General features: G+C 43.0%; 11 protein-coding genes and 2 pseudogenes. 4 read left to right on the top strand and 9 right to left on the bottom strand.

Annotated elements, in window-relative coordinates; translation table 11 throughout:
* The 3 genes and pseudogenes from HK413_RS04015 to radA all read left to right on the top strand — a co-directional run.
* A partial coding sequence (locus HK413_RS04015; protein WP_217452054.1) for an ABC transporter permease occupies nucleotides 1–371 on the top strand: 371 nt, incomplete at its 5' end.
* A gap of 276 nt (nucleotides 372–647) precedes the next feature.
* On the top strand, nucleotides 648–2183 hold the full coding sequence (locus HK413_RS04020) for an FtsX-like permease family protein (RefSeq protein WP_317169273.1): 1536 nt from the start codon (nucleotides 648–650) through the stop codon (nucleotides 2181–2183).
* 127 nt (nucleotides 2184–2310) lie between these two features.
* A pseudogene (gene radA, locus HK413_RS04025) lies at nucleotides 2311–3775 on the top strand (DNA repair protein RadA).
* Nucleotides 3776–3975: 200 nt separating this feature from the next.
* On the opposite strand, the gene HK413_RS04030 reads toward radA, so the two are convergent.
* Nucleotides 3976–4467, bottom strand: coding sequence for an NHL repeat-containing protein (locus HK413_RS04030; protein ID WP_217452055.1), 492 nt, complete (start codon nucleotides 4465–4467; stop codon nucleotides 3976–3978).
* The gene (locus HK413_RS04035; RefSeq protein WP_175269224.1) at nucleotides 4464–5264 is read right to left on the bottom strand and encodes a hypothetical protein; all 801 of its coding nucleotides are present in this window, start codon (nucleotides 5262–5264) and stop codon (nucleotides 4464–4466) included. The genes HK413_RS04030 and HK413_RS04035 overlap by 4 nt, the downstream gene beginning before the upstream one ends.
* Before the next feature lie 496 nt (nucleotides 5265–5760).
* Between HK413_RS04035 and HK413_RS04040 the strand changes: the two genes are divergently transcribed.
* On the top strand, nucleotides 5761–6081 hold the full coding sequence (locus HK413_RS04040) for a DUF4920 domain-containing protein (RefSeq protein WP_175269225.1): 321 nt from the start codon (nucleotides 5761–5763) through the stop codon (nucleotides 6079–6081).
* Between the two features lie 4 nt (nucleotides 6082–6085).
* Here the strand turns inward: HK413_RS04040 and HK413_RS04045 are convergent, their stop codons facing one another.
* The 7 genes and pseudogenes from HK413_RS04045 to HK413_RS20680 form a co-directional block, all read right to left on the bottom strand.
* Nucleotides 6086–7012: an acyltransferase family protein gene (locus HK413_RS04045; RefSeq protein WP_175269226.1), complete on the bottom strand. Its 927-nt coding sequence runs from the start codon at nucleotides 7010–7012 to the stop codon at nucleotides 6086–6088.
* On the bottom strand, nucleotides 6919–7146 hold the full coding sequence (locus tag HK413_RS04050; protein WP_175269227.1) for an acyltransferase family protein: 228 nt from the start codon (nucleotides 7144–7146) through the stop codon (nucleotides 6919–6921). The genes HK413_RS04045 and HK413_RS04050 overlap by 94 nt, the downstream gene beginning before the upstream one ends.
* A 2-nt stretch (nucleotides 7147–7148) precedes the next feature.
* Nucleotides 7149–9967, bottom strand: a pseudogene (gene carB / locus HK413_RS20675) (carbamoyl-phosphate synthase large subunit).
* 257 nt (nucleotides 9968–10224) lie between these two features.
* Nucleotides 10225–10827, bottom strand: a complete 603-nt coding sequence (locus HK413_RS04060) for a DUF4397 domain-containing protein (protein WP_175269228.1) — start codon at nucleotides 10825–10827, stop codon at nucleotides 10225–10227.
* 191 nt (nucleotides 10828–11018) lie between these two features.
* Nucleotides 11019–11369 carry an aspartate 1-decarboxylase gene (gene panD, locus HK413_RS04065; RefSeq protein WP_175269229.1) on the bottom strand — a complete coding sequence of 117 codons (351 nt, stop codon included), beginning with the start codon at nucleotides 11367–11369 and terminating at the stop codon, nucleotides 11019–11021.
* Nucleotides 11370–11475: 106 nt separating this feature from the next.
* Nucleotides 11476–12147: a 4-phosphopantoate--beta-alanine ligase gene (locus HK413_RS04070; protein ID WP_317169274.1), complete on the bottom strand. Its 672-nt coding sequence runs from the start codon at nucleotides 12145–12147 to the stop codon at nucleotides 11476–11478.
* A complete protein-coding gene (locus HK413_RS20680) occupies nucleotides 12080–12313 on the bottom strand; it encodes a pantoate--beta-alanine ligase (protein ID WP_317169275.1) in 234 nt (77 codons plus the stop codon). Before HK413_RS20680 ends, HK413_RS04070 begins: the two co-directional genes overlap by 68 nt.
* Nucleotides 12314–12425: the final 112 nt, after the last annotated feature.

Here is a 12425-nt window from a genome sequence, read left to right on the forward strand (position 1 = left end):
CGCAGCTGGAACAAGTGGCCCAGATTTATGCAAGCCATAATGATGAATTACAGGTAGTTGATGCTAACGGAATCCCGGTAAAGAATTTTAAAGAGCAAAGTGGTGTGTTTTATACAGAGCCGTCATTCTTCAATATTTTTAAGTTCCCGCTGCTTGTCGGGTCGTATGCCTCGTTAAAAGATCCAAATAATGTATTACTTACTAAAGAAATTGCGGAAACGTATTTTGGTGACTGGACAAAAGCAATGGGTAAAACCATTAAGCTGACAGGATATTATAGTATGGGGGCAGCATTGTTCCAGTTTCCGCCGATGGCATTAAAAGTATCGGGCATCCGGCAACCATACCCGCAAATACAGACTTCCGCCTAAAACTGGTGATTGCCGGGGAACAAATTTTACCGGTGATAAACAATATGGATTTCAGCAACTTTGGTTGGAAAGGAACATCAGCCGATTTTGGTTGTTATGTTTTGCTGCCCCTAATGTTGCTGTTGATAACCTGAATAAACAGCTAAGAACGTACTCACGAAAAGTACTGCCCCGGATAATAAAGACAGCCATATTTTACAGCCATTAACAGCTGTACATTATGATGCAGAAGCCGGCAATTACAGTAACAAAACAATCAGTCATAAATTGCTTAATGTGTTGTGGCTTATTGCGGCATTCATCCTATTAATTGCCTGTGTAAACTTTATCAACCTATCTACAGCCCGGGCGGTTAATCGCGCAAAAGAGGTTGGGGTGCGAAAAGTTTTGGGAAGCAGTAAATCACAATTACAGATCCAATTTATTGTGGAGACATTTTTGATAGTTACGTGTGCCGTACTGTTTGCCACAGTTATTTCCTTAATTGCATTGCCCTACATTAATCAACTTTTAGAGCTTTCTCTGTCATTTAATATATTCACTAATCCTGCAATTATTTTATTCCTTTTAGCGGTAACTATCGTTGTAACCGCACTTGCCGGTTTTTATCCTTCTATTGTTTTATCGCGTTTTAATCCCGTTAATGCTTTAAAGAGTAAACTAACCGTTAACGAAAATGGGATTTCATTAAGAAGAGGGCTGGTGGTATTTCAATTTATCATCGCACAAGCGCTAATCATCGGGACACTCATCATTGTACAGCAGATGAAGTATTTTATGAATCGGCCGTTGGGTTTTGATAAAGATGCGATCGTCAATGTTCCTTTCCGCCCGGACAGTACCGGCGGCAAAATGACGGATTATTTAAAGCAGCAGTTGTTATTAAAAGGGGCACTGGCGGTAACCTTTAGTTCTAACTCGCCACTTGAAGATGATAATAATAGGTTTACCTCGCTCAAGTTTGACAATGCGTTAAAAGAAGCAGGTTTTGAGGCTATTGTTAAATTCGCAGATCATGACTATGTGCCAACGTATAAGTTACAATTGGTAGCCGGCAAAAATTTGCAGCCATCCGGTTGGACAAAAGAGTTTCTGGTGAACGAAGCCTTTGTGAAAAGCTTAGGATTGAAACGGCCGGAAGATATTTTAAACAAAGAAGTAAGTATAATGGACGGCCTGATAAAATGCCCGGTTGTCGGCGTGCTGAAGGATTTTAATGACCGGTCATTACGCAATAATCTGGCGCCTTTACTTATAGCGACAAACAGCACTATGTACCGCCAGGCGTCCATAAAACTCTCTACCACAAACATGGCTGCTACCATGCTGTCCGTCAAAAAATTATGGGAGCAAACATTTCCGTGTCTGGTTTACGATTACCAGTTTTTAGATGAAAAGATTGCCAGCTTTTATAAACAGGAAAACCAGCTGGCCCAACTATATAAGATTTTTGCTACCATCGCGATATTCCTCAGTTGCCTTGGTTTGTATGGCTTAGCCTCATTTATGGCGGTGCAGCGGGTAAAAGAAGTAGGCATCCGTAAAGTACTTGGCGCAAGTGTGGCCAATATTGTTTACCTGTTTTCAAAAGAATTTATGGCGCTTATTGCCATCGCTTTTGCCATTGCCGCCCCCATTGCCTGGTATTACATGCACCAATGGCTGCAAGCCTACGTTTATCGCATCAATATTAGCCTGTGGCTGTTTGCGGCTGGTGGTATGGCTTCCATCATCATCGCGTTAGCAACCATAAGCTTTAAGGCAATAAAAGCAGCGATAGCCAACCCGGTAAAGAGTTTGAGGAGCGAATAATTGTTTTAGGCTTTATTTAATTTATGGCAGCGTTTTGCTAATTAATTTAGCAAAACGCTTTGCCGTTATATATTAAATCCGCACATTTGCTTAATCGTAAATCTTAATTCTAAAATCGTAAATCAAATTGGCTAAATCTAAGATCGCGTATTTCTGTCAAAGCTGTGGGTTCGAGTCGGCAAAGTGGCTGGGTAAATGCCCATCGTGCCAGCAATGGAACACTTTTGTTGAGGAGGTTATTGAAAAGGATAACAAAGCTGTACCCACGGAAGGTAAGCAGCAGCACCACGCAGCAACGGGCCAATAAACCGGTTGAGTTAGCGAGATCACTTTCCGTGAAGAGGACCGCCTGTTAACACCCGATAAAGAATTTAACCGTGTACTGGGTGGCGGCATAGTCGCCGGCTCATTGGTACTGATTGGCGGCGAGCCGGGTATTGGTAAATCAACCCTGATGCTGCAACTGGCGCTGAATATGCCAAATCTCAAAGTCCTTTATATATCGGGCGAGGAAAGCGAGAAGCAGATCAAGATGCGGGCGGAAAGGCTTTTGGAAGTCGGAAATCGAAATGCCGAAGTCGGAAGTAAAAATTTAAACTCCGCAATCAACGCTCCGCATTCCGAACTCAATAAAGGATGCTTTATTTTAACCGAAACATCAACCCAAAACATATTTAAGCAGATTGAAGAGCTGGAGCCCGACCTGGTGGTGGTCGACTCGATCCAGACACTTCATTCATCACATATAGAATCCACGCCGGGCAGTGTATCGCAGGTGCGCGAGTGTACCGCCGAGCTTTTGCGTTTTGCCAAAGAAAGCGCCACGCCGGTATTCCTGATCGGCCATATTACTAAAGACGGCATGATAGCCGGCCCTAAAATACTGGAGCATATGGTTGATACCGTTTTACAGTTTGAGGGCGACAGGCACCATGTTTACCGCATATTACGCACGGTGAAGAACAGGTTCGGTTCGGCATCAGAGCTGGGGATCTATGAGATGCTGGGCGAGGGCTTGCGCGAGGTGTCTAATCCCTCAGAAATTTTATTATCGCAACGCGATGAACCATTGAGTGGCATAACCATATCAGCCACTTTAGAGGGCATGAGACCGATGCTGATAGAAACCCAGGCATTGGTAAGCACATCGGTATATGGAACGCCCCAGCGCAACGCAAATGGCTTTGACGCCAAACGAATGAGCATGCTGCTTGCCGTGTTAGAGAAGCGCTGCGGATTTAAACTGGGCGCGCAGGATGTTTTCCTGAACATTACCGGCGGCATAAAGGTGGAGGACCCGGCGATAGACGGGGCTGGCTGCCGCCATTATCTCATCCTATCAAAATATTCCTATCCCAACAAAAACCTGTTTCGCGGGCGAGATCGGTTTATCCGGCGAGATCCGAGCGGTTAACCGGGTGGAGCAACGCATTGCCGAAGCGCAGAAATTAGGCTTCGAGCAAATTTATATCTCCAAATACAATATGCCATCGGCGGCCCGGGACAAAAAACGCATGGACTTGTCGCGTTATACCATCGATATAAAAATGGTAGCTAATATTGAGGAGGTTTTTGAGCTGTTGTTTGGGTGATAATAACACAACAGCAATGTCATTTCGAAACGGGGAACGAGTGGGAACTTCTCTCTTGAGCGTAGCGAAAAAAATCTTAAATAAGCGGACTATAGCTAAACGTTTAAGATTTCTCGCTACGCTTCGAAATGACATGCTGTTAAAACGAAAGAGCCGTGTTATTACAACACGGCTCTTTTGTTTTAATGCGGATTCGATATTTATTGAACCGCTATGGTAATTTTACGGATAACGTTATTGTTAAAATCAGCCACGTATAAATTACCTTGCCCGTCAAGCGTTAATGATTGCGGATTGTTGAAACGTGCGGCGGCACCAACACCATTTACATAGCCGCTGCTTTTTGCCGCCCCGGCCAATACATATAATACTTTGTTGGCTGTTATTTCGATAATACGGCCACTGGCTTCTGATATAAACATATTGCCCCGGGCATCCAATACAACACCTGTAGGGTTACCTAACATTGCCGGAAAGTATATGCCACCGGCATAGGTTGAAACCACACCCGCCGGGGTAACTTTACGGATAGCATTGTTTTTATAATCGGCTACATAAATATTGCCTGTAGCATCCATAGTTAAAGCTACCGGATTATTAAACAAGGCTGTTCCCGGGTCGCCGTCGTAGTATCCCGGTACGGTTGTTTGCGAATACCCGCCTGTGGCCTTGTATCCTGCCAATGTGCTCACCACACCTGCAGTTGTAATTTTGCGGATAAGATTTTACTTCTATCTGCAACATAAACATTTCCTGATGCATCAACAGCTGTAGCGCTTGGGTTATAAAACTCTGCCTTAGTAGCAGCGCCCTCAATAAAGCCGGCAATGGTATTACCGGCTAAAGTAGTTACTGCGCCTGTTGTCGCAATTTTGCGGATAACGTTATTACCAAGGTCGGCAAGGTACGCGTTTCCGGCCGCGTCAAACGATAAGCCTTTGGGTCCATAAAACTGCGCGGCAGCTAAGTTGCCGTCTGCATATCCAATAACCGCCTTTGATACTACACTTGTAGCACCGGTAGTAGTAATCGTCCGGATGCTATTATTAAATGATTCTGTAACATACAATTTGCCTGTGGCAGCGTTAAACGCGATGCTTTGCGGGCCATCAAACAAAGCATTTGTTCCGGTGCCTTCTGCATAACCTGATGTACCGGCCGTGCTACCCGCAAAAGTGGTTACCGTGCCGGTTGGCACAGCTGCTGTAGCATTGGTTTTAAATGTTAAAACATCGCTGTAACCAACACCTAAACTACTTTTGGCGTATGCCCTTACATAATAAGTAGTATTTGGACTTAGGCCGGTTAGGGTATTTTCCCAGCGCGCGGCAAGGGTATCGCTAATAAATATATCATTTACGGTAGGGGTTGGATTGCTTGGGCTAAAGCAGATCCCGTCTTCGGTAACCAGGCTGGATGATCCTAAACGGCCGCCCACAGTGGCTGTAGTAGCTGTTACGTTTGTAATTATAGGGTTAATTATAGGCACAGGTATTGGTACCGTTTGATCATTCTTTTGTTACAGCCGGTTATAGCTGCCATAGTCGTAATAAAAAGTATAATTAAAAAGTGCCTTGTAGCGATTTTTTCATGCTGGTATATTATTTCAAATTTATTCGTTCGTCCCGCCGTTTCCATTCAGGCCGCATGGTATTTAATGCGGCTGCAAAGATAGCTTATTATATAATTTTTAAATATAATTTATTCATGGGTTAATTATGTACAAGATGAGCATAGCAGACCTGTTTTTAACAATTATTAACATAATGGCGGTGTTAAAACGGCTTAACCGTCCCCATTAGTGTGCCGCATAAAACCAAGTTTGTAATTTCTTGTTCAGTTAATATGAAATACCGTTTATTGCTGCTTTGTCTTTATATCTCGCTAACTGCCGCCGCACAACATACACCCCTGCCCCATGGTATGGTTTATGGCGCAAAGCCTGATACCACCAGGTAATACCTGCCTGGCGCATTGAGGCATTTATGGATAAGAAAGTACGCATCAGCACCACGATTCGCGGGCGTATTATAAAAGTAACCAAACCTAAGGGCGGCTGGTTTGAGCTGGATGCCGGCAAAGGCAAGATCATCGCCGCGCATTTTAAAAATTACAACATCAAGCTACCCGCGGCCTTAACCGGTAAAATAGTATTTGTTGAAGGCGTGGCCCAAAAACAATTTATAGCCGACGACCTGCAGCATTTTGCGGGTGATACGGTGCGGGGCAAGAAGCAACATACAGTTAAAACCGACCCCAGGCGCAGGTTAACTTTTGAGGTTAGGGGTTTAATGGTGGATCAATAAGTATTTATAGGGTAACTGCAGCTGGTATTTGTGTATGATTTGAGTGCAGTTTTTTACGCAAATATTTTGTAGCCGGCACTTCAACTAACCTATTAATAAGATAGGCTAATAAGATCACAAGCAACAGCGTAACCCCAAAAGCTAACGTCCAATTAATATATTGTTGTAAAAAAGAGATGACAGCTGCTCCAATTGTTTGGTGTATTAAATAAAGGCTAAACGATAGGTTCCCCAAAAAAACGGTTACACGGTTTACTATAAACTTAAGTTTGTTCACAGCAAATAAATAAAGCAAGCCGAAGTATATTGACAGTATAAACGCGTATTCATAAACATTTATAAAAAACCGGCTCTTTCCTCCGGTCTTAAACACAAAAACCTGCGCAATAAAGCAAACCAACAAATAAAAATATCGCCGTTTGGTAGCAGCTGTGAATTTGATATTGTAAAAAATTATTCCGGAGCAAAATAATGGAAAATGATTGATAAGGGGGATGTAAGACAACCCATTATATAGAGAGTGTGCTTTTGGATAAAGGGCTAATAAACCATAAACAAATACAAAAAATAATAATCTTACAGAAATCCGTTCTATATCATCTAATTTTTTTATCAAAAAAATAAAAAGCATATACACATAAAATAACAGTTCAACTGTCATGGTCCAATAAGCTTCGTCCAGATGGGGCTGCAACAGGTAATATTGCAACATGGTCATATTACTCAAGTAAAGTATAACCAGCTTTGATTTAATAATATCGCCAAAAAGAAAAAGAAAAACAGCCGTGATGGTTACACAGGCCCAATAGGTAGGGTACAGTCGCGAGAACCGGTTAATCAGGAAAATTTTCCAGTTTTTGTGTTTTTCAGTGTTAGCAGTATTACAAAACCACTTATCATGAAAAACAAATCTACCCCGGTTACACCCCATTGAAGAGAAAGCTTATCTCTTAATGGTATATTAAAATGAAAGGCTACCACCAACAATGCGGCAATGCCTCTTAACGCGTCCAGCTCTAATATTCTGTTAGGGTTAGATGCGTTAAGAGATTGACCGCTTGCCATACTTATTTACTTAAATACATTGATTTCTCTTTGTACAAATGCCTGAAGTATGGGTCCTGCAAATCTGGGATAAAGCGGATGGCCTCACCGGTTGATTTCATTTCGGGGCCCAGTTGTTTTTCAACTTCGGGGAACTTATCGTAAGAGAATACCGGCTCTTTTATAGCATAACCTTTTGGCTTGCGTACAATGGTAAAGTCTTTCAGTTTATTAGCGCCCAGCATAACTTTAGCAGCTATATTGATATAAGGCACATCATATGCTTTAGCGATGAATGGTACCGTACGCGATGCACGCGGGTTGGCCTCAATCACATAAACATCTTCATTTTTAATAGCAAACTGGATATTTAATAAACCGCGCACATTTAATGCTTTCGCAATTTTAGCGGTGTATTCTTCCATTTTTGCTATAACAGTGTCAGAAAGATCGAATGGTGGCAATACCGCATATGAGTCGCCCGAGTGGATACCGGCAGGCTCGATGTGTTCCATTAAACCAACTATATGCACATCGTCACCATCGCTGATAGAGTCAGATTCCGCTTCGGATGCACGGTCAAGGAAGTGATCAATCAACACACGGTTGCCCGGCAAATTTTTCAGTAAGCCAACAACCGCTTTCTCCAGGTCCTCGTCATTAATTACAATGCTCATTCCCCACGGCCGCCTAATACATAGCTTGGGCGTACCAATACCGGATAGCCTACGTGGTGCGCAACTTCAATTGCCTCTTCGGCACTTTCGGCAACGCCATATTTAGGGTATGGGATATCAAGGTCTTTCAACAGATCAGAGAAACGGCCGCGGTCCTCGGCAATGTCCATGTCATCAAACGATGTACCAATAATCTTGATGCCATGCTCGTGCATTTTTGGGCCATTTTTAAGGCTGTTTGGCCACCTAACTGAACGATGACCCCAACTGGTTTTTCCAGTTCGATGATCTCGCGCACATGCTCCCAGAATACCGGCTCGAAGTATAACTTATCAGCCATGTTAAAGTCGGTTGATACCGTCTCGGGGTTACAGTTAACCATGATGGCTTCAAAACCGGCTTCTTTTGCGGCTAATAACCCGTGTACACAGCTATAATCAAACTCAATACCCTGGCCAATACGGTTAGGGCCCGAGCCTAATACAACTATCTTTTTTCTGTCAGACGAGATAGATTCATTCTCGCCCTCGTAAGTTGAATAGTAATAAGGCGTTTTTGCAGGGAACTCGGCGGCGCAGGTATCAACCATTTTGTAAACACGCTTAATACCAAGTTCTTTACGGCGCTGGTAAACATCCTCCTCGGTTGTGTTATTGTGCAGGATGTAAGCTATCTGCGCATCAGAGAATCCTTTTTGTTTCAAGGTGTACAAGAAATCAGGAGGGATGTTACCTACCGAGTAGCGGCGCAATTCAGTCTCCAGGTTAACGATATCACGGATCTGGTTCAGGAACCAGCGGTCTATCTTAGTTGCCTTGCGGATAGACTCCATTGGCACACCTAAACTCATGGCATCATAAATATGGAACAACCTGTCCCAGCTTGGGTGTTCCGGGCTATGCATAATTTCGTCGAGGTTGCGGCTTTGCTTACCATCTGCACCTAAACCTGCGCGGCCTATCTCAAGGCTCTGACAAGCTTTTTGCAATGCCTCAATAAAGCTGCGGCCAATCCCCATAACTTCGCCTACTGATTTCATTTGTAAGCCCAACTCGCGGTTAGCGCCTTTAAATTTATCAAAGTTCCAGCGTGGGATCTTAACTATCACGTAGTCCAGCGTCGGCTCAAAATAAGCTGAAGTTGTTTTGGTGATCTGGTTCTCTATTTCGTCAAGGTTATAACCTATAGCTAATTTCGCAGCAATTTTGGCAATAGGGTAACCTGTTGCTTTTGATGCTAATGCTGATGAGCGGGATACACGCGGGTTGATCTCGATAGCTATAATTTTTCATCGGCCGGGTTAACAGAGAATTGCACGTTACAACCACCAGCGAAATTACCAATGGCGCGCATCATTTTTATGGCCTGGTTACGCATTTCTGGTAGCAGCGGTCGCTCAGGGTCATGGCCGGGGCTACGGTTATCGAGTCGCCGGTATGGATACCCATCGGGTCAAAGTTCTCTATCGAGCAGATAATGATCACGTTGTCGTTGCTGTCGCGCAGCAACTCCAGCTCGTATTCTTTCCAGCCTAAAACAGCCTGCTCTACCAGTACCTCGTGGGTTGGCGATGCCTGCAGGCCACGGCTTAGCGCTGCGTCAAAATCTTCTTTTTTGTGTACAAAGCCTGCGCCTTTACCTCCTAAAGTATAGCTTGGGCGGATAACCAGCGGGAAACCAATTTCCTGCGCGGCTTCTTTACCTTCAAGGAAAGAGTTGGCTATTTTTGAAGTAGCCACACCCACACCAATATCAACCATTAACTGGCGAAATGCTTCGCGGTTCTCGGTTTTTTCTATCGCGTCTAAATCAACACCAACAATTTTAACACCGTATTTTTCCCAAATACCACGCTCGGCACAGCTAATGCAAAGGTTAAGCGCAGTTTGGCCGCCCATGGTAGGCAATACAGCATCAATTTTTTGTTCCTGCAGTATCTTTTCAATACTTTCGGGTTCAAGCGGCAGCAGGTACACATTATCGGCAATTACATTATCCGTCATAATCGTTGCCGGATTACTGTTGATAATAGATACCGTAATGCCTTCGTCTTTTAATGATAACGAAGCTTGTGAGCCGGCATAATCAAACTCGCAGGCCTGGCCAATAATAATAGGACCGGAACCGATAATAAGGATGTGTTTAATGGAGGTGTCTTTGGGCATAGTTTTTTAAGTCTTGAGTCTTAAGTCCTTAGTCTTAAGCCTCAACCAACATCAAATGACTATGGATTATGACTATCAACTATGGACTGGATACTATGCGCTGATAGCAGGAATCCCGACCTCAGCGTCGGGGTGCAAAGATAGAATTTATATAGCTACTTTTTGTTCTTTTTTAAAAAAACATACAGGCATTTGTCAAAGTTTACAGATAGTTGCAGCCATGGCGACAACTATCTGTAAAATGGCTATATATAGTATTAGTTTTGAAGGATAGCGTTACCGTAAATTTCGGTTGCCGAAGCGCCGCTTAACCAAATGGTATAGATTTTACCGGCCTGCAGGTTAAAATCCATAACCGGCGAGGTAGTTACTCCTGTTGCTGATGCTTGAAATTTAGTTCCCGGGTCAACCTCATAATAAGTAGATGCTGTAGAAAATTGTAATGAAGTAAACAGGTTGCTGCCGCCCACAACCGTCATAACCATTGCGTTTGTTAAGTTATAATCAAGGTTAATAAACCTAACCCTTGCTTTGCCGGTAGCCGGTGGGGTCATGTTATCTTTTATACCCCCTGCTGATAAGCCGCCCTGCATATTGCCGTAAAAATAAAAAGTTGCATAATCGCCAATATCCGACCCATAATCTTCAGAGGCCTGGCTTATGTGTGTAATTCCATCAACAAATACTATTTGGCTGATACCGGCCTGATATGTAATATAGGATGTGTAGGCACCATAAGGTATTTTACCGCTGCTTACCAATACGTTGTTAATATATACATCCTGCGATGGCGAACCCACAACCGCGTTTACAAACCGTATATGAGCATCGCCGGTAGGTGCCTCTTTTGTTTTACACACGATGATGCTAACAATACAGCCGCACTAAGGGCCACAAGTAAAAATCTTTTCATCTGTTTTTTATATTTTATGATCTATAAATAGTGGCACATGGCCAAGTGCTAAAATATTGAATAAAACCTTTATCCGTAAATATTTAACATATCGTTAACGTTTTGGCAGGAAGATAATTGCAGGGGTCTGCAGAATTTTTACTTCAACAGCTTATTATCCGTATCCGGGAAAACCAAAATAGGCTCATAGGTACGCGCCTCATCCATCTCCATATAAGCGTAGGATACAATGATCACAATATCGCCCACCTGCACCAGCCGCGCGGCCGCGCCGTTTAAGCATACGGTACCACTGCCCCGTTCCCCCTTAATAACATAGGTCTCAAAACGCGATCCGTTGTTATTATTTACAATCTGCACTTTCTCATTGGCAATAATATTTGCCGCATCCATCAAATCTTCATCAATAGTAATACTGCCAACATAGTTTAATTCGGCCTGTGTTACTTTAACGCGGTGAAGCTTTGATTTTAATACTTCAATAATCATGATGCAAAGTTAGTGTTATTTTTAGTCCATAGTCAATAGTCCATGGTCCATGGTTTGTAAAATGTTGTAGCATAATGGCCATCATCTATAGTCTATCAACTATAGGCTAACGTATAATCACATTATCAATCAACCTTGTTTTACCAACTGTTGCGGCTACAAGTGCTACAACATTCTTGGTATTTTTGTTGGCCGGATGCAGGGTATCGCCATCAACAATTTCAAAATAGCCCAACTTTACACCCGGCTCGTTATTAATAGCAGCCTGTGCATCTTGTATTAATTGCTCAATATGGTTACTATCAAAATTAACCTTTACGTTGTTTAATGTTTTTGAAAGGATAAGCGCGTGTTGCCTGTCATCGGCTGTTAAATGGATATTGCGCGAACTCATGGCCGGGCCATCTGCCTCACGCTCTATAGGGCACATCACCAATTTAACCGGCATATTTAACAGTTTAACCATTTGGGTTATCACCAATACCTGCTGATAATCTTTTTGTCCAAAGAATGCCGGGTGGGGTTTTACAATATCAAACAATTTAAACACCACTTGTGTAACGCCCCGGTAATGGCCCGGCCGAAATTCCCCTTCCAGTAAACCCTCCAGCTCGCCTATAGCTAAATGCCATTTTTCATTATCGGCATACATTTCGGTAACATCGGGATTAAAAAGCACATCGCAGCCAGCCTGTGTTAATTTGGCAATATCATCCTGTATCGGGCGGGGATAGATCTCCCAGGTCCTTTGGGTCGTTAAACTGGGTGGGGTTAACAAAAATACTGCACACTACTATGTCGCATTGCTGCTGGGCCTGTTTTATTAATGACAGGTGCCCGGCGTGTAAAGCTCCCATAGTAGGTACAAAGCCAATAACAGCACCACCGCCTCTAAGGCTTTCAAGGTGTTGCTGCAGTTGTACTTTTTTAGTAAAGTTTTTCAATATTATAGCTTACAAAAAGTGGGCGAAGTTGCACAATTGATACAAAATTACCAAAACTACTTGCATAATTGATTGATACTTCATATATAATGTGTATATTTGCACACTCAAA

The organism is Mucilaginibacter humi, assembly GCF_013087555.1.